Annotated in this window: 16 protein-coding genes, 3 tRNA genes and 1 pseudogene; 10 read left to right on the top strand and 10 right to left on the bottom strand. The window is 69.5% G+C overall.

All coding sequences use genetic code 11. The annotated features are described in order from the left end of the window. From ASC58_RS04540 to xerC, 3 genes are all read left to right on the top strand, one after another. On the top strand, nucleotides 1-1,216 hold a 1,216-nt coding region (locus ASC58_RS04540), incomplete at its 5' end, for a hypothetical protein (RefSeq protein WP_235529101.1). Between the two features lie 371 nt (nucleotides 1,217-1,587). Continuing rightward, entirely contained in the window at nucleotides 1,588-1,797 is a 210-nt protein-coding gene (locus tag ASC58_RS04535) for a helix-turn-helix domain-containing protein (RefSeq protein ID WP_056918510.1), read from the top strand. A gap of 291 nt (nucleotides 1,798-2,088) precedes the next feature. Continuing rightward, a complete protein-coding gene (xerC, locus tag ASC58_RS04530) occupies nucleotides 2,089-3,195 on the top strand; it encodes a tyrosine recombinase XerC (RefSeq protein WP_157598359.1) in 1,107 nt (368 codons plus the stop codon). 99 nt (nucleotides 3,196-3,294) lie between these two features. On the opposite strand, the gene ASC58_RS04525 is transcribed toward xerC, so the two are convergent. The 4 genes from ASC58_RS04525 to ASC58_RS04510 all read right to left on the bottom strand — a co-directional run bounded on the left by ASC58_RS04525 (nucleotide 3,295) and on the right by ASC58_RS04510 (nucleotide 4,860). Beyond that, nucleotides 3,295-3,369 (bottom strand) — tRNA-Val (locus ASC58_RS04525). 32 nt (nucleotides 3,370-3,401) lie between these two features. Continuing rightward, a tRNA-Cys gene (locus ASC58_RS04520) sits at nucleotides 3,402-3,472 on the bottom strand. A gap of 22 nt (nucleotides 3,473-3,494) precedes the next feature. Continuing rightward, nucleotides 3,495-3,567, bottom strand: a tRNA-Gly gene (locus ASC58_RS04515). 36 nt (nucleotides 3,568-3,603) lie between these two features. Further along, nucleotides 3,604-4,860, bottom strand: a complete 1,257-nt coding sequence (locus ASC58_RS04510; protein WP_235529100.1) for a YihY/virulence factor BrkB family protein — start codon at nucleotides 4,858-4,860, stop codon at nucleotides 3,604-3,606. A 31-nt stretch (nucleotides 4,861-4,891) separates the two neighbouring features. Here ASC58_RS04510 and ASC58_RS04505 point away from each other — a divergent pair, with 31 nt between their 5' ends. Then, nucleotides 4,892-6,538 carry an acyl-CoA dehydrogenase family protein gene (locus ASC58_RS04505; protein WP_056918517.1) on the top strand — a complete coding sequence of 549 codons (1,647 nt, stop codon included), beginning with the start codon at nucleotides 4,892-4,894 and terminating at the stop codon, nucleotides 6,536-6,538. A 65-nt stretch (nucleotides 6,539-6,603) separates the two neighbouring features. Further along, complete coding sequence (locus ASC58_RS04500) at nucleotides 6,604-6,954, top strand: hypothetical protein (RefSeq protein WP_157581296.1); 351 nt, start codon at nucleotides 6,604-6,606, stop codon at nucleotides 6,952-6,954. Between the two features lie 83 nt (nucleotides 6,955-7,037). Here the strand turns inward: ASC58_RS04500 and ASC58_RS04495 are convergent, their stop codons facing one another. The 3 genes from ASC58_RS04495 to zapE form a co-directional block, all read right to left on the bottom strand. Next, a complete protein-coding gene (locus ASC58_RS04495) occupies nucleotides 7,038-7,412 on the bottom strand; it encodes a VOC family protein (RefSeq protein WP_056914774.1) in 375 nt (124 codons plus the stop codon). A gap of 85 nt (nucleotides 7,413-7,497) precedes the next feature. Further along, nucleotides 7,498-8,400, bottom strand: a complete 903-nt coding sequence (locus tag ASC58_RS04490) for a polyphosphate kinase 2 family protein (RefSeq protein ID WP_056914775.1) — start codon at nucleotides 8,398-8,400, stop codon at nucleotides 7,498-7,500. A 12-nt stretch (nucleotides 8,401-8,412) separates the two neighbouring features. Beyond that, the gene (gene zapE / locus ASC58_RS04485; protein ID WP_056918516.1) at nucleotides 8,413-9,453 is read right to left on the bottom strand and encodes a cell division protein ZapE; all 1,041 of its coding nucleotides are present in this window, start codon (nucleotides 9,451-9,453) and stop codon (nucleotides 8,413-8,415) included. Here zapE and ASC58_RS04480 point away from each other — a divergent pair. Continuing rightward, nucleotides 9,452-10,177, top strand: coding sequence for a dihydrofolate reductase family protein (locus ASC58_RS04480; protein ID WP_056918509.1), 726 nt, complete (start codon nucleotides 9,452-9,454; stop codon nucleotides 10,175-10,177). The genes zapE and ASC58_RS04480 overlap by 2 nt on opposite strands. A 129-nt stretch (nucleotides 10,178-10,306) precedes the next feature. Continuing rightward, nucleotides 10,307-10,660, top strand: a pseudogene (locus tag ASC58_RS21915) (DUF222 domain-containing protein); the annotation flags it as partial. Between the two features lie 76 nt (nucleotides 10,661-10,736). Here ASC58_RS21915 and ASC58_RS21520 read toward each other — a convergent pair. Next, the gene (locus ASC58_RS21520; RefSeq protein ID WP_162246816.1) at nucleotides 10,737-11,219 is read right to left on the bottom strand and encodes a hypothetical protein; all 483 of its coding nucleotides are present in this window, start codon (nucleotides 11,217-11,219) and stop codon (nucleotides 10,737-10,739) included. Nucleotides 11,220-11,611: 392 nt separating this feature from the next. On the opposite strand from ASC58_RS21520, the gene ASC58_RS04465 reads away from it, so the two are divergent. Together ASC58_RS04465 and ASC58_RS04460 are read left to right on the top strand one after the other, a co-directional pair. Continuing rightward, entirely contained in the window at nucleotides 11,612-12,241 is a 630-nt protein-coding gene (locus ASC58_RS04465) for an HNH endonuclease signature motif containing protein (protein ID WP_157598358.1), read from the top strand. A gap of 78 nt (nucleotides 12,242-12,319) precedes the next feature. Then, the gene (locus ASC58_RS04460; RefSeq protein ID WP_200947730.1) at nucleotides 12,320-12,913 is read left to right on the top strand and encodes a nucleoside kinase; all 594 of its coding nucleotides are present in this window, start codon (nucleotides 12,320-12,322) and stop codon (nucleotides 12,911-12,913) included. A 40-nt stretch (nucleotides 12,914-12,953) separates the two neighbouring features. Here the strand turns inward: ASC58_RS04460 and ASC58_RS04455 are convergent, their stop codons facing one another. Together ASC58_RS04455 and ASC58_RS20450 are read right to left on the bottom strand one after the other, a co-directional pair. Next, nucleotides 12,954-14,123, bottom strand: coding sequence for a S9 family peptidase (locus ASC58_RS04455; RefSeq protein ID WP_056918505.1), 1,170 nt, complete (start codon nucleotides 14,121-14,123; stop codon nucleotides 12,954-12,956). After that, nucleotides 14,120-16,279, bottom strand: a complete 2,160-nt coding sequence (locus ASC58_RS20450; RefSeq protein ID WP_082552950.1) for an ATP-dependent DNA ligase — start codon at nucleotides 16,277-16,279, stop codon at nucleotides 14,120-14,122. Before ASC58_RS20450 ends, ASC58_RS04455 begins: the two co-directional genes overlap by 4 nt. Nucleotides 16,280-16,400: 121 nt before the next feature. Here ASC58_RS20450 and msrB point away from each other — a divergent pair, with 121 nt between their 5' ends. Next, the gene (msrB, locus tag ASC58_RS04445; protein WP_235529098.1) at nucleotides 16,401-16,832 is read left to right on the top strand and encodes a peptide-methionine (R)-S-oxide reductase MsrB; all 432 of its coding nucleotides are present in this window, start codon (nucleotides 16,401-16,403) and stop codon (nucleotides 16,830-16,832) included. Nucleotides 16,833-16,872: the final 40 nt, after the last annotated feature.

The raw sequence follows: 16,872 nt of genomic DNA, 5'->3' as shown, positions 1-16,872 counted from the left end.
GCTCGCGCCCACCCTTGCTGTGTTCCGTTCCTACCCCGAACCGCTGCGGCATCCCTTCGACACCCAGCTCAGCCTCGAACAGGCCGCCGCGCTCACCGGCAAGAGGGCCGCCTACTTCCGTCGCAGGGTGCAGCACGGCAACCTGCACGTGGTCCACGACGCGGGCGTTTACCTGGTCAAGACCCGTGACCTGGACGTGGACCCCGACATCACCCCGGCGGAGCTCGGCGACCCGCACCCGCTTGCACGAATCTCCTGCACGCTCGGCGCAGCCGCAGACTTGGCCGTGGCCCAGCGACAGGTCGAGCAGGCCCGCTTCATGGACGACGCACAACTGGCCGGCACCTACATCCACATCCTTTCCCTCACCTACTCTGCAGCACGTCACGCCCTGGCCCATGGCGCAGTAGTGGACGCCGACCGCCCGCTGGCCATCTCGCGATACGCCGAAGAGTCCATCGACGCGCTCCGCGAAGGTGCGCAGCGTCCCCTCGCGCTCGAGCGGCTCACCGCCACCTCGCCGGAGCCGGCTCCAGCGACAATCAACGAGCGCCTCGAAGCAGCCGTCGAACACTGGACGATAGCCGCCGAGCTGGAGCTCCTCCGGCTCGTTCCGAGCGCAGACACCCTGCGCATGCTGGCCAACCAAGGAGCCCTCCTGTACGCGGTTACGCACCAGGTACTTACCGCGCCCCATGGCAACCTCGAGGACGCGCTCGACGGAGCCAGCACCTCTCTGGTAGCTGGTGCACGCGCCTTCCAGTCCGCCGACAAGTCCTGGGCACGGCTCACCACCGCAAGCCGCAGCAGCACCGAGTTCGTCGCCGCCAGTCGTGAGCTCTTCAACGCCCTCAACGAAGTCGGTGTGCACGCATCCGAACCAGCGGATGTTTGGGACAGGCCACGAGGACTACGCGACCTCACCCACGGTGTCGAGACTCTTGGACGAGTCATCATGGAGCTGAGTCAGACGCTTCCAGACCGACTGCTCCGATCCGGACTCGTCTTCGCCCCCGCACGAGCCCTGCCGGTCTCCGTGACCCGGATGCCAGCCAAGAGTCAGGGCAAGTTCGTCGCCGTCTCCAGCCACGAGGTGCCCGACCTCCAGATGCTGTGGAACGAGGCGTATCGACAGACGCAGCAGGTCAAGCACTCCATGGCACGGCCCGACCTACATCCCGGTCCCTCGCCAGTCCAGAGACTGCTCGAGCTCTGACCCAGCCACAGGGCTCTCCACGCGAGCAAGGCTTGTCGCCGTCCGGTTTACCCTCCGGCTTTGGTCGAGAAGAGCCAGGAAATGACGAGCACCCTCACAAGCTCCATCCGCACATTTATGCAGGTCAGAGACTATTCATGAAGTAGGACGAGTAACGACGCGCGCTCCCTCCGGATAATCAACGGATTCGGGGCTCGAGAGCACACCACTCTCGTCTCGAACTCACTGCACGTGGTTGAGCAGCAGCGCCGGCAACGATCACGCAACTCCAAGGTCAACTGAATGTGCTGACGCCAGGGCCAAACGGCGACCTGGCGCGGATGGTGCCCCCTCGTCACCGTTGTCCAGTCGAGAACGACAAGGGAGAAACCATGACCGCAGTGGCAGAACGCGCACTCCTCGGCATCACGGAAACAATGGAGCTGCTCAGCATGAGCCGCACCGTCGTCTATGAGCAGATCCGTGCAGGCCGCTTGCAGACCGTGCACCAAGGGCGCCGCTGCTACGTCACTGCGTCGGCGATCGAACGTTACGTCGCCCTGCTCGAGTCCGAGGCGGAGGCGGATGGCCACACGGCGTAGTCGCGGCGAAGGTGGTGTCCACTTCTCGGAGTCACGCCAGCGCTGGATCGCGACCGCTCAGGTGGGCTTCCACCCAGACGGCAAACGCATCGTCAAGACTGGGACCGGTCGCACCAAGACCGAGGCCAAGGACAAGCTCCAGAAGCTTATTCGCGACCACCGCGCGTGGGCTTCCACCCAGACGGCAAACGCATCGTCAAGACTGGGACCGGTCGCACCAAGACCGAGGCCAAGGACAAGCTCCAGAAGCTTATTCGCGACCACCGCGATGGCATTTCGGTAGCAGCCCGCATGACAGTTGCGTCGGCCATCGAGGACTGGCTGGAGTTCGGTCTGGCCGGCCGGTCCGCGAAGACCATCACCACGTGCCGGATCCTGGCCAACGGACATGTCATCCCGGACTTGGGCGCCAGAAAGGTGCAGGAGCTCACAGCCGAGGACGTGTCCGCGAAGACCATCACCACGTGCCGGATCCTGGCCAACGGACATGTCATCCCGGACTTGGGCGCCAGAAAGGTGCAGGAGCTCACAGCCGAGGACGTGGACCGATGGCTCAAGCGGAAGTCACCCGACCTGAGCCGTGCCACCCTGCAGCGCATCCTCTCCATCCTGCGTCGAGCCCTGTCTCGCCAGGTGGCCCGTGACCGGCTCCGGCGAAACGTCGCGTTGCACTGCGAGGTCCCGCAGGGACGAAAGGGGCGCCCGTCCAGGGCGCTGACCTTCGAGCAAGCTGCGGCCGTGCTGGCCGCTGCGCGTGGAACGGACATGAATGCCTACATCACGCTCAGCCTCGTCACGGGCGCCAGGACGGAGGAGCTGCGCGCCCTGACCTGGGCTCACCTGGACCTGACCGGCGACCTCGCGTCGAAACCACTGCGGCCGCCGACCATTCAGGTCTGGCGGTCGGTGCGTGAAACTGGCGACACCAAGACCAAGCGGTCACGACGGACCCTTCGGTTGCCTACCGTCGCCGTCGAAGCGCTCACGCTTCACAAGCTGGAGCAGGACCGTCGCAGGGAGGCAGCCGGGGACAACTGGACCGACAACGACCTCGTCTTCTGCACCGATTCCGGGCTCGCCCTGGACTCGGCGAACGTCCGCCGTGCCTTCCGCAGCGTCGTGCGCCGAGCTGGCCTGGTCGACGGGACGTGGACACCCCGCGAGCTCCGGCACAGCTTCGTCTCGATCCTGTCCGAGGCGGGAGTCCCCCTGGAGGAGATCGCCCGGCTCGTCGGCCACCGGAGCACCACGGTCACCGAGGCGGTCTACCGAAAGCAGCTCAGACCCGTGCTGACCGAGGGCGCGGAGGCCATGGACCGCATCTTCGTGCCGGAGGACGTCCGCCCGCGTCCGGACTCCGTTTCGACACCGGAACCGGACCCAAAAACGGATCCTTAGTCAAGCAGTTAGTCAAGCATCGCCCTTGAGGGCCGATTCGAAGCCCTACGAACAACAGCCCCTGACCGGCGTTTCCGCAGGTCAGGGGCTGTTTCGTTCTGGTGGGCGATACTGGGTTTGAACCAGTGACCTCTTCCGTGTCAAGGAAGCGCGCTACCACTGCGCCAATCGCCCGAGGGTGGAGATTTCGGGTTCGTACGTAGTCGAGGTGGAGACGGGATTTGAACCCGTGTACGCGGCTTTGCAGGCCGCTGCCTCGCCTCTCGGCCACTCCACCGTGAAGGCGGTCAAACCCTCCGAGCGGATGACCGGGCTCGAACCGGCGACCTCAACCTTGGCAAGGTTGCGCTCTACCAACTGAGCTACATCCGCATTACACGCGCGTTGGTGACGAACGGGGAGTTTTTGCTACCCGCTGCGCGTGCGAAGAAAACTTATCGGATCAGGCGCTTCCTCTCCAAATTGGGTGTCGTCCGAGTCGTCCGGGACGGGGGTCAGCGGCTTGCGCGCCTCCTCCCGGAGACCCGCCAGGGACCCCACGAGCTCCTCCTCCGCGGTGGCGTCCGCCTGGGCCGCGAGCAGCCCGGCCACGCCGCCGGACGCGACTGCTCCGTTGCCCGCAGGGGCGCCGTGGGCGGTGTCGGCGGGGGTTCGGGTCGCCGAGGCGACGGAGGCCGTGCCGGCACGAGCGCCACCCGGCGCAGGGGCCGCGGACCCGGCGCGGCGGGAGGCGAGCTTCCCCTGGACCCACTCGACGACGCGTGCCCGCAGCGACAGTCGCTCCTCGACGGGCCACAGGGTGCGGATGGCGGCGTTGAGCGCGGCGCCGATGAGGACCGCGATGGCGAGGGCGTACAGGAAGATCAGCAGCACGATCGGGGCGGACAGCGGTCCGTAGATCGAGGTGCCGCCCTTCAGCGAGGCCGCGACGGTGCCGCGCAGGACGTACGACGACAGGGACCACAGCACCAGCGTCAGCACCGCTCCGGGCACGTCGCGGAGCCACGGGCTGCGCCGTGGGGTGGAGATGTGGAACAGCGTCGCGATGCTGGCGACCGCGAGGACGGTCACGACGGGCCAGTAGAGCCAGGCCAGGAAGCCCGTCTCCTTGGGCAGCAGGTCCTTGAGCCACGTCGGGCCGATCACGACCAAGGGGATGACGACGATGCCGACCACGAGCGACAGCACGTAGAGCGTCAGCGACAGGGCCCGCGTCCGGACGATCCCGCGCACCCCCGACTGGCCGTACATGATCGAGATGGTGTCGACGAAGACGTTGAGCGCACGCGAACCCGACCACACCGACAGCAGGAAGCCGACCGAGATGAGGTCGAACCGGCCGTCCTTGAACACGTCCTGGACGGTGGGCAGCAGCGTGTTCTGGATGAGTCCGGGCGTGAGGAACTGCCCGGCCCAGGTCTGGATCTGGGCGATGATCCGCGTGACGGTGTCGTCCCCCAGCCACTTGCCGAGGTACCCCACGCCACCGAACAGCCCCAGCACCAACGGCGGCAGCGAGAGCAGCATGAAGAAGCCCGCCTCGGAGGCCAACCCGGTCACGCGGTACTTCAGGCAGACCCTGATCGTCTCCACCGTCATCCGCGCGACCGGCATGGCTCCGGGCACGCGCACCAGCTCGCGACGGACCCGCGCCTTCACACTCACCTGCCCACGGTATCCCGCATACTCTGCGGTCGTGCCCACCCACGCCGTCACCAACCAGGTCCCCGCCCTCCCCGACTACAACGCGTTGACCAGCAACGCCGCGCTGGCAGAGGCCGTTCGGCGCTGGGCCGACGACGCGGCATACGCGGAGGTCGAGCAGCTCGGCGCGCGCTCGGGGTCGGCGCAGGCGCGCGAGTGGGCCGAGCAGGCGAACACCCACCACCCCGTCCTGCGGACCCACTCCCCCACCGGCGAACGCCTCGACGAGGTCGACTTCCACCCTGCGTGGCACTCCCTCATGGAGGTTGCCGTCGGTGGCGGGCTCACCGCAGAGCCATGGACCCGGCCCCCGGGCACCGGAGCGCACGTGCGACGTGCGGCCGGGTTCACGACCTGGTCGGAGGTCGAGGCGGGCCACCTCTGCCCCGTCTCGATGACGTATGCCGCCGCGCCGGCGCTGGCGGCCAACGCCGCGCTCGCGCAGCGCTGGATCCCCCCGCTCGCCTCACGCAGCTACGACTTCGGCCTGCGCCCGCTCGACGCCAAGGCCGGTGCCATCGCCGGCATGGGCATGACCGAGAAGCAAGGCGGCTCCGACGTCCGCGCCAACACGACCCGCGCCGTGGCCACGGACGGCGGCCCGGTGACCGGCGGTGACACCTACCGCCTGACGGGGCACAAGTGGTTCTGCTCGGCGCCGATGAGCGACGCCTTCCTCGTGCTGGCGCAGACGGAAACGGGTGTCGGGTGCTTCCTCGTTCCCCGGGTGCTCGACGACGGTGAGCGCAATCCCTTTGCGCTCCAGCGGTTGAAGGACAAGCTGGGCAACCGGTCCAACGCGTCCTCCGAGGTCGAGCTCGACGGCACGTGGGGGGTGCGCGTCGGCGACGAGGGCCGCGGCATCCGGACCATCCTCGACATGGTCGCGGCGACCCGCCTCGACTGCATCCTCGGATCGTCCGCGACGATGCGAGCCGCTCTGCTCCGCGCGATCCACCACGCCCGACACCGCAGTGCGTTCGGCGCCCTGCTGGTCGACCAGCCGTTGATGCAGAACGTGCTGGCGGACCTCGCCCTCGAGTCCGAGGCGGCCACCACACTCGCGCTGCGGCTCGCGCACGCCGTCGACGAGGGCGACACGGCCCTGTCCCGACTGGGTGTCGCGCTGGGCAAGTACTGGGTCTGCAAGCGCACCCCGGTGATGGTCGCCGAGGCCCTGGAGTGCCTGGGCGGCAACGGCTACGTCGAGGAGAACGGCCTGGCGCGCCTCTACCGCGAGGCGCCGCTCAACTCGATCTGGGAGGGCTCGGGCAACGTCAACGCCCTCGACGTCCTTCGAGCCGTAGGCCGTGAGCAGGCCTCCGTCGACGCCTACCTCGCCGAGGTCGGGCTCGCGCGGGGCCACCACCGCGTGCTCGACGACGCCATCGACGGGCTTCCGGAGCTGCTCGCTCGGGCGACCCGACCAGATGCCCAGGCCGGGGCACGCTCGGTGGTCGAGGGACTCGCCGTCACCCTGCAGGCGTCCCTGCTGGCCAGGCTCGCCCCCACCGTCGTGGCTGACGCGTTCATCGATAGCCGCCTGGGCGGTCGGCACGGCGCGACCTTCGGGACGCTCGACGTCGGCCTCAGCACGCAGGCGTCCAGGACCCTCGTGGACCGCGCATTCACCCTCTGACCGGCCGGAAACACGCGACGAACGGCTGATCGACGCGGAGTCCACGCCGCCGCATACTCGGCAGCATGAGAGGTCAACCCGGACGGGGAGCCTTGATCGGGCTCTTCCTCGGCGCCGTGACCGCGGCGCTGGTCATCCTGCTGCCCGCAGCGATGAAGGGGCTCAACTACATGGACGTCCTGGACCCGCTGCTCTACATCGGGGGCCCGATCGTCGTCCTCTCGGCCTGCGGTGGCGCCATGCTCGGCGCGCCGGCACCCCGACCGCAGCACGAGGTCTGGATGCGCCCGATCCGCAAGCCGGGACCTGCCGCCACCGTTGCAGGGGGAATCGTGCTGCTGACGATCTGCGGGATCGCCACCTGGGTGATGCTGTGGGGGTTCGGCAAGGTCCCGCCGCCGCCCGGGCTGAGCTGAGCGCAGACCGGGCAAGGGCGGGGGCCCGCGCACCGCGCCTCAGTCCTGCCTCAGTCCTGCCTCAGTCCTGCCTCAGTCCTGCCTCAGTCCTGGATGACCGACAGGACGTTCCCGGCCGGGTCCCGGAACCACGCGATGAGCGGACCGCCCCCGCGGAAGATGCCCTTGGCGTCCGTCGCCATCGGCGTCCCCTCGTACTTCTCGAAGCTCACCCCTGCTGTCGTGAGGCCGTCCACCGTCGCCTCGATGTCGGCCACGGGGAAGTTCAGCACGGTGAACCCGGCCGGCTCGTGGTCGCGCTTGGGGTAGATGATCGCGCGGTGGTCACCCCCGAGGTGCAGGCTGAGGATGCCCATCTGCTCGGTCACCTCGAGCCCGAGAACGTCCGAGTAGAACGTCCGCGCTGCGTCGATGTCGTTGGCGGAGAAGCCACTGAATGCCTTCGATTCGCTGAGCACGCCCAGCTCCCTTCGTCGTGGCGGCGCCCGACGTGGCACCACCTACCCGTGAAGACTCCGCCGGGGAGCGGAACTCATCGCACCCTCACGTCACGCGGAGGCGCTGCTGCTCCTTGCTGACGTCGTAGTCGACTGCCGGCCACCGGGGGTCCATCGCCTCGAGGTGCTCGAGCACCAGGCTCTGGACGGCCAGGCGCGCGTACCACTTGCGGTCGGCGGGGACGACATACCACGGGGCTGCGTCCGTCGAGGTGCGGTCGAGGACCGCTTGGTACGCCTCCTGGTAGTGCGGCCACTGCAACCGCTCGTCCACGTCGCCGGGGTTGTACTTCCACTGCTTGTCGGGCCGAGCGAGCCGCTCGGTCAGCCGGGCCTTCTGCTCGTCCGAGGAGATGTGCATCATCACCTTGATGATCGTGGTGCCGTCGGCGATCGCCTTCTCCTCGAACGCGTTGATCTGGGCATAGCGCCGCGACCACGTCGCCTTGGGCACGAGGTCGTGCACCCGAACGATGAGGACGTCCTCGTAGTGCGAACGGTCGAAGACGCCGATCTGCCCCGGCGACGGCAGCGCGTTGCGGATGCGCCACAGGAACGGGTGCCGGCGTTCCTCTGCCGAAGGGGCCTTGAACGCGGTGTACCGCACGCCCTGGGGGTCCATCTCGCCAACGACGTGGCGCATGATGCCACCCTTGCCGGAGGTGTCCATGCCCTGGACGACGAGCAGGAGCGACCGCTGACCGTCCATCTTGGCCTCGGCGTACAGGCGTTCCTGGAACTCGCCGATCTCCCCCGCGCGCAGCTCCAGGGCCGCCTGCCCGGCTTCCTTGTCGCCGTCGAAGGCTGGCGTCGAGCGTGGGTCGCACTCGGCGAGGACGAAGCCCTCCCGCACCCGCAGCGCCTCGCTGAACGTCACGGGAGCCAGCGGGGTGACCTCAGCCGGCTTCGACTCGGGATGCTTGGTGGCCTTCTTGTCCTTCTTGCCCATTGGCGCATCCTGTCACCGCTGGTCACCCCGCGCGAGGGCTGTGAGACGGGAGATGGCGCGGTAGTACTTCTTGCGGTAGCCGCCCGACAACATCTCGGCGGAGAAGACCTCTCCCAGTGGCTGACCGCTGGCGAACACCGGGATGTCTGCGTCGTACAGGCGGTCCGCGAGGACCACGAGGCGCAGCGCGACCGCCTGGTCGGTCACCGGGCGCACGTGGGTCCATCCCACGGCCGTGACCCCGTCGAGCAGGGTGCGGTACCGGCTCGGGTGCACGGTCGACAGGTGACGGGTCACGTCGATGAAGTGGTCGAGCACCGCGCCCTCCCGCTGGGTCGCCTCGGCGACCTCCGGCTCGGTCAGCGGCGGCGGGCTGTCGACCGTGTCGCGGTGCCGGTAGTCCGGGCCGTCGACGGTCAGCACGTCGAAGCGCGATGCCAGCGCCTGGATCTCGCGCAGGAAGTCCTCAGCGGCAAACCGCCCTTGCCCCAACGCATCCGGCAGGGTGTTGCTCGTGGCCGCCAGCGACACCCCGGCCTCGGTGAGGCGCGCGAGCAGGGTCGCCATGAGGACGGTGTCGCCCGGGTCGTCGAGCTCGAACTCGTCGATGCACACCAGGGTGTGCGCGCTGAGCGCCTCGACGGTCTGGGCGAAGCCGAGCGCCCCGACGAGGTTCGTGTACTCCACGAACGTCCCAAAGGACTTCGGTCCCTCCGCCTCGTGCCAGAGGCTCGCCAGCAGGTGCGTCTTGCCGACGCCGAACCCGCCGTCGAGGTAGATCCCGCGCCCGGCCTTCGCCCGCTTGCGACGTCGCCCGAACAGACCGGTGCTCCCAGTGGCTCCGCCCAACGACGCGGCATACGCCTCGAGCCGCTCCACCGCCGCGGACTGGCTGGGCTCCGCGGGATCGGGGCGGTACGTCGAGAACCGCTCCGCGTCGAACCGCGGCGGGGGCACGAGGTCCCGCACCAGCCGTTCGCGGTCGAGCTTCGGGGAGCGTTCGGTGAGTGAGGAGGGCACGGGGGAAGCGTAGGTGAGGCAGACTTCCCGCATGCGCCTGCTGCTCAGCGAGACCGGCTCCCCCGCCCCCGGCACCGATGTGGACGACGCTGCCCTGCGAGAGGCGTATGCCGCGCCGGCCGACCGCGCGTGGCTGCGCGTCAACTTCGTGGCCTCCCTCGACGGCGCGGTGACCGGTGCGGACGGGCGCTCGGGGAGCATCAACACCCCGGCCGACTTCCGGGTCTTCTCCGTGTTGAGGCAGCTCGCAGACGTCGTCGTCGTGGGCGCGGGAACCGTTCGTGCAGAGGGCTATCCGGCGTTGCGGGACGAGGACCCGGAGGCGCCCGTGCTCGCGGTCGTCAGCAACCGCGGGGAGCTACCGCCAACCGTCGCTGCGATGACGTCACCTCGGGGAGCGGCCCTGCTCATCACGTGCGAGTCGGCATCCTCGTCCAACGTCTCCGCCGCCAGGGAGGTCCTCGGAGACGACCATGTCGTGGTGGTCGGCAAGGAAACTGTGGACCTGCGGGCGGCTCGAGCGGCGTTGGAGGACAGAGGGTTCCGCAGCATCCTGTCCGAGGGCGGACCGTCGCTCTTCGGCACGATGCTCAGCGCGGGAGTCGTGGACGAGGTCGACCTCACCTGGGCGCCGACCCTGGTGGGTGGCGAGCACGGCCGGATCACCAGCGGGCCGGACCTCGACGTCGCGCTCACCCCGATGCTGCTGCTCGAGGAGGACGGGACCGTCCTCAGTCGCTGGCGCGTCGACCACTGACGCACTCCTCTCACCACTTCCACTGGCGGCGAGTGGACGGCGCCAATTCGGTTCTGCTCAGAGCGAATTCGTGGGATCGGGGTGTGGACAACCCTTCTCAGAGCATTCGAACACCTGTACGATTGGGGCATGTCGACAGTCCCGCTCGCAGCACTCCCGGACACCGGTCCGGACGGTGGCTGGGGCATGCGGAACCAAGCGTTGTGGGAGCGGACCGCTGCCGTTGCGGGTCGGTTGAACCGGGCGCAGGCCGAGCTGGTCGACATCATCGACGAGGTCATGACCGACCGGCACTGGGGCGAAGGCGGGTTCAAGTCACCCGAGCACTACCTCGTCGTCCGCGCCGGCCTGTCCCATGCCCACGCGGCCGACATCGTCGCCGTCGCCAGGCGACGCACCGAGCTCACCGACGCAGCTGTGGCGTTGGAGGCCGGGGAGCTGTCCCTGGACCAGGTCGCCGTCCTGGCCCGCCACGTCCCCGTCACCCACCAGGCCTCGGTCACCCAGTTCGCCCGGAACGCGACCGTGACCCAGCTGCGCAACGAGGACCTCGCGCCGCTCAAGGAGAGCAGACGTGGTCCTGGTACAACATCTTCGCGTTCTGGATGTCCGACGTGCACAGCGTCGGCGGGGACATCACCGCCGGCAGCCTCTTCGCCCTGCCGGGGAGCTGTCCCTGGACCAGGTCGCCGTCCTGGCCCGCCACGTCCCCGTCACCCACCAGGCCTCGGTCACCCAGTTCGCCCGGAACGCGACCGTCACCCAGCTGCGCCGAGCCGTCGCCCGCCACGCGTTCGCCGCCCCCGCACCAGCCGCACACGCCGCCCAAGGCACCGACGCAGCGGGCAGCGATCTGTCCGTCGAGCCGCACACGCTGGGGTTCGGCGACCTGGACACCGCCGCCCTGCCGTCCACCGCCTTCGAGTCGGCCGCCGAGCAGCGTGCCTGCGCCAAGCCCGACCTGACCATGTCCTACGACGCCGACGGCCGATTCCAGCTGCGCTACTCCGCCCCCGCCACCATCGGCGCGCTGGTCGAACAAGCCGTCAAGGAAGCCAAGGACGCACTGTTCCTGCGCCGCCGCGACACCGACAGCAGTGACGCCAGCGACCCCACCCGGACTGGCTGGGCTGCCGACGTCGACGACCGCTACGCGGGGTCGCCGACCTACGCCGACGCCCTCGAGGAGATGGCCACCCGCTCCCTCGCCTCGGTCACCTCCACCAGCAGATCGGCGCACTACCGGGTCTACCTGCACCTCGACACGACCGGCGCCTGGGTCAACGGCGGCCACGCCATCCCCCTGCGCCTGCTCGGCCGGTTCATCAGACCGGCGCCTGGGTCAACGGCGGCCACGCCATCCCCCTGCGCCTGCTCGGCCGGTTCATCAGCGACGGGCAGGTCCAACCCGTCTGGGAAACCGAAGGACGACCCGTGTCCGTCGGCCGAGCCATGCGGATCCTGCCCCACCGCACCCGCCGCCTCATCACCGACCGCGACCGCGGCTGCCGCTTCCCCGGCTGCCCCACCACCGGGTTCGTCGAGATCCACCACCTCCAGGCATGGGCCGACGGCGGCCCCACCGACACCGACAACCAGATCAGCCTCTGCACCGCCCACCACGACGGCATCGACCGCGGCGACTACACCATCACCGGCGACCCCACCCACCCCGACGGCCTCACCGTCACCAACCGGTACGGGCTCCCCATCCGACCACCCCAACCCCACGAAACCGCCCCACCACCCGAAGGTGACCCACCCGTCCCCGCAGGCACCTACCAACCACCCAGCGGCGGACCCATCACCTGGAACGACCTCGCCATCCCCTCCCCACCCGAAGGTGACCCACCCGTCCCCGCAGGCACCTACCAACCACCCAGCGGCGGACCCATCACCTGGAACGACCTCGCCATCCCCTCCGACCACGAACTCACCCACGGCACACCACCCCCACCCGGGCTCAGCCTCGCCCCACCACCGCCAGCGCAGACCATCTCCTGGCTCGACGACCCCGACAACCCCGACCGCGGACTCATCCGCACCAACTGGGGCCACCACTGAGCCGAGCCGCGCGTTGCCCCCGCCGCGCGGCGCCCCCTACTCGTTGCCCCCGCACGCCGCCGGCCCGAGACTGGGGCGGTGGGCGTACGCAACTTCCTGGTCGAAGGCGTCTCCGGCACGGGGAAGACGTCCGTGTGCGATGAGCTGGGACGACGCGGCTACCAGGCCATCCACGGTGACCGTGAACTGGCGTACCAAGGGGATCCGTTGACCGGCGTGAAGGTCAGTGGTTCGGGCCACGAGCACCACATCTGGGACGTCGAGCAGGTGCGCGCCCTCGCGGCGGATGACAGCCAGCCGCTCACCTTCTTCTGCGGGGGCTCGCGCAACTTCGCGATGTTCATCGACCTGTTCGACGAGGTGTTCGTGCTCGACATCGACGCCGAGACCCTGCACCATCGGCTGGACCGTCGTCCCACGGACGAATGGGGCTCGGAGCCGGCCGAGCGAGAGCTCATCGCCCGACTGCACCGGACCGGGGAGGACGTGCCCGCCGGGGTGGTCGTCGACGCGACGCAACCCCTCACCCAGGTGGTCGACCAGATCCTCGACCACGTCCAGCAGGCCTGGACGACCGGCCGCGGAGGCCACCCAACGGCACGGCCGGGACAGGGACGGCCGGGACAGGGACGGCCGGGACAGGGACCGCCGGGACAGGGACGGCCGGGATAGGGACCGCCGGGATAGCCCACCGTGGCCAAGGTGCGTGCTGCTAGCTGCTCACGAAGTCGGCGACCGACCGCTCCCAGCGTTCGGGGTCGACGTTCCACTCCTTGGTGTGGCGCGAGGTGTCCCAGTGCTCCATCGTCACGAGGTCGGGGCGAGCGGCAGCCAGCTCCTGCGACGGCCCGACCGGGACGAACTCGTCGTCCACCGAGTGGATGATGAGCATCCGGTGGCGCAGCTCGGACGCCTTGGCCACCCAGTCGGTCTGCGCCACGTCGACGGGGTCGTGCACCCCGACGAGACGGCGGGTCAGCCTTCGCCCCATGAGGTACCGGCTCAGGCCACCGATGGTGTCGGGCACCCCGTGCAGGCGCCCGTGGTGGATGAGGACGTCGGTCCAGTCGATCACCGGTGCATCGAGGACCACGTGGCTGACGTGGTCGGCGAGCCAGGACCGGCTCAGGGTCTGGAGCACGATCGCGCCGCCCATGGACCAGCCCACGAGGATGAGCTCACGCGCTCCCTGCTGCACCGCGAACAGCGCAGCGTCCTCGATGTCGCGCCATTCCGAGAGGCCGAGGTTGTACCGGCCATCGGCCCCGCGTCGGGCGCCCAGGTCGTTGCGGTAGGACGGGATGATCACGTTGATCCCGCTGTCGTGCAACGGCTTCACGGCACGCAGGCCCTCGTCGCGCCGCGCCCCGCGGCCGTGCACCAGCACCGCCCACCGGGTCGACGGCTGTTCGGCACGGACCACCCAGGCAGGCATGGTGCCGAGCTCGGTCAGCACGTCGACGTACTCGGTGCGCAGCCCCAGCGCGCGGTCCGGGGGGCCGGCGTAGAAGTACTGGTCCCACCGCCCGTACCCCGGCGCCAGGTGACCCGAGTCGACCCCGAGGAGCTCCCGGCGCACGCGGCCGCGGTCCTCGTCGACATCCAGGAGGTCACCCAGCCGCACGTGCCCCGACGACCCGTCGAGCCACAGCCCGTACCGGCCCGGCACGATGCTCTCGGGCGTGAGGTCCAGCGTCACGCTCCCCTCGTCGACGGCGAGGATCTGGGTGTCGTCCGGCCGCTGACGGTCGGGGGTCAGGGCCCGCCGGGCGACATAGGCGGCCACGCCCACCGACGACACCGCCGCCGTGGCTGCGAGGGAGCCCGCGGTGACCCCTGCGACCGTCGCTGCGGTGCGCAGCTGACGGCGGTCAGAGCTCATCGGCCGGCCTCACCCAGGACGTCGGCGAGGTCGAAGCTCACGGGTTCCTCCAGCTGCTCGTAGGTGCACGTGAGGGGGTCGCGGTCCTCGCGCCAGCGCACGAACTGCGCGGTGTGGCGGAAGCGGATCCCCTCCATGTGGTCGTACTTGACCTCCACGACGCGTTCGGGGCGCAACGGGGTGAACGACAGGTCCTTGCCCGCGTTCCACCGGCTCGTGGCGCCGCTGGTGGGCGTCCTCGTTCCTGCCTCCTGCTCGGCCCACGCCCAGGGGTGGTCCTCGAAGGAGGTCACCAGGGGCTGAAGCTCCTCGAACAGCTCGCGCCGCCGCGCCATGGGGAACGCACCGATCACGCCGACGCTCATGAGCGACCCGTCGTCGGTGTAGAGCCCCAGCATGAGCGACCCGATGAGGTCGTCCCCGGTCTTGTGGGTGCGGTAGCCCGCCACCACGCAGTCAGCGGTACGGACGTGCTTGATCTTGAGCATCGTCCGCTTGTCCTGCTCGTAGGTGCCCGACAGCGGCTTGGCGATGACCCCGTCGAGCCCCGCGCCCTCGAACTGCTCGAACCACTCCTGCGCCACCTCGGGGTCGCGCGTCGCCCGGGTGAGGTGGATCGGGGCCGCCACCGAGTCGAAGGCCTGCTCCAGCAGCGCCCGCCGCTCGGCGAACGGCCGCCCCGTCAGGTCCTCCCCGCCCAGCGACAACAGGTCGAACGCCACGAACTGCGCGGGCGTCTCGGCAGCCAGCTTCTTGACCCGGCTCGCGGCAGGGTGGATGCGCTGCTGCAGCGCCTCGAAGTCGAGCCGGTCCCCCGACGCGCCCACGACCACGATCTCGCCGTCGACGACCGCCTGCTCCGGGAAGTTCTCCAGCACCGCCGACACCACCTCGGGGAAGTAGCGCGTCATGGGCTTCTCGTTGCGGCTGCCGATCTCCACCGCGTCACCGGACCGGAAGATGATCGAACGGAACCCGTCCCACTTGGGCTCGAACAGGTAGTCCCCGGTCGGGATCCCCTTGACCGGCTTGGCGAGCATGGGCGCGACCGGGGGCGGCACCGGCCCCCACTGCTGCCGAAGCTCGGCGTCGCGGTCGGCCTTGGGGGTCATGTAGTCGTCGTCGGCCTTGTCCTGGCGTCGCTTGCTCGGCTGCACCCGTGGCGGCTCCCCCGGCATCTTGGGGTAGTCCGGCGGGAAGTTCAGCTCACCGAGCCCGCGCTCGTTGATGTCCTTGTCCCACAGGGCGATTGCCCCGGCCACGTCGCCGACGGCCTCGTCCATCCCGGCCCAGGCGTCACCGGACGAAGCGAGGATGCCGGGCACCGTGCGGACCGTGAACTCCCCCGGATCCACACCGACGAGCTGGTCCCAGCCCAGCGGCATACTGACCGGTGCGCCGGCGAGGGGGCGCGTGCTGTAGGCGGAGGCGATCGTGCGGTCGCGGCAGGCCTGGTTGAAGTCGACGAACACGCGCTCCCCCCGCTCCTCCTTCCACCACGAGGCCGTCACCAGGTCGGGCAGGCGCCGCTCGAGCTCACGGGCGATCCCGATGACTCCGTGGCGGACGTCGAGGAACTCGTGGGTCGGGGCGACGCGGACGAACACGTGGACCCCGCGGTTGCCCGACGTCTTGACCCACCCGGTGAGGCCGATCTCGGTGAGCAGCTCCCGGAGGGCGACCGCGGCCTCCACCGCGTCGGCAAACGTCCGACCCGGCTGGGGGTCGAGGTCGATGCGCAGCTCGTCCGGCTTGTCCACGTCGGTCGTGCGGACCGGCCAGGGGTGGAAGGTCACGGTGTTCATCTGCATCGCCCACACCACGGCCGCCGGCTCGTCGACGACGACCTGCAGGTGCTTGCGGCCCGACGGGTAGGTGCACATGACCGGGGTGATGAAGTCGGGCATCCCCTTGGGCGGGTTCTTGGTCCAGAACTCCTCACCCGCGATCCCCTCGGGGAAGCGCTGCAGGGTCACGGGGCGGTGGCCGAGCGCGTTCATGAAGCCCGAGCGGACGTCCACGGCGTACTGCGCCAGGTCGAGCTTGGTGATCCCCTCGTCGGGCCAGATCAACCGGTCCGGGCTGGAGATCCGCACCTCCCGCGCATCCCCCCAGGGTCCTTCGGGCACGTCCACCGTCGTCGCCGCTGCCGCCATGGGCCGACCCTATCCGGCGGGTACGTCACGGACCCGTAAGAATCAGGGTGGCCGGGGCGGGACCATTTCCGGCCCTGCCGGCGTTGAGCACGACGTGAGACTGTTCCGAAGGAGTCACGACATGACCATGGACAAGACCGACCGCACGTATGCCGTGTCCAAGACCGAGGACGAGTGGCGTTCCGAGCTCAGCCCGGCCGAGTACCAGGTGCTGCGCCAGGCGGGGACCGAGCGGCCGTACGTCGGCGAGTACACCGACACCAAGACCGAGGGCGTGTATGCCTGTCGCGCCTGCGGTGCCGAGCTGTTCACCTCGGGCACGAAGTTCGACAGCCACTGCGGCTGGCCGTCCTTCTACTCCCCGCTCGCCGGTGACAGCGTGGAGTACATCGAGGACGTGAGCATGGGGATGAAGCGGGTCGAGGTCCGCTGCGCCAACTGCGGCAGCCACCTCGGGCACGTCTTCGAGGGCGAGGGCTACGGCACCCCGACCGACCAGCGCTTCTGCATCAACTCGATCTCGATGACGCTGCGCCCGGCCGACCAGTCCTGACCACCCCAGGCTGACCACACGAGGTCGTTGAGGTATCCGG

This window comes from Phycicoccus sp. Root101, from assembly GCF_001426245.1.
GTDB lineage: Bacteria > Actinomycetota > Actinomycetes > Actinomycetales > Dermatophilaceae > Pedococcus.
This window is presented reverse-complemented; position numbering and strand designations above follow the sequence as displayed.

What these genes read in the sequence shown, in the direction of transcription:
- ASC58_RS04490 (WP_056914775.1), bottom strand. Translation starts at nt 8,400, where the DNA reads ATGGGCAAGAAGGACAAGAAGGCCACCAAGCATCCCGAGTCGAAGCCG.
- msrB (WP_235529098.1), top strand. Translation starts at nt 16,401, where the DNA reads ATGACCATGGACAAGACCGACCGCACGTATGCCGTGTCCAAGACCGAG.
- xerC (WP_157598359.1), top strand. Translation starts at nt 2,089, where the DNA reads ATGACAGTTGCGTCGGCCATCGAGGACTGGCTGGAGTTCGGTCTGGCC.
- zapE (WP_056918516.1), bottom strand. Translation starts at nt 9,453, where the DNA reads ATGCGGGAAGTCTGCCTCACCTACGCTTCCCCCGTGCCCTCCTCACTC.
- ASC58_RS04455 (WP_056918505.1), bottom strand. Translation starts at nt 14,123, where the DNA reads ATGAGCTCTGACCGCCGTCAGCTGCGCACCGCAGCGACGGTCGCAGGG.
- ASC58_RS04480 (WP_056918509.1), top strand. Translation starts at nt 9,452, where the DNA reads ATGCGCCTGCTGCTCAGCGAGACCGGCTCCCCCGCCCCCGGCACCGAT.
- ASC58_RS20450 (WP_082552950.1), bottom strand. Translation starts at nt 16,279, where the DNA reads ATGGCGGCAGCGGCGACGACGGTGGACGTGCCCGAAGGACCCTGGGGG.
- ASC58_RS04500 (WP_157581296.1), top strand. Translation starts at nt 6,604, where the DNA reads ATGAGAGGTCAACCCGGACGGGGAGCCTTGATCGGGCTCTTCCTCGGC.
- ASC58_RS04535 (WP_056918510.1), top strand. Translation starts at nt 1,588, where the DNA reads ATGACCGCAGTGGCAGAACGCGCACTCCTCGGCATCACGGAAACAATG.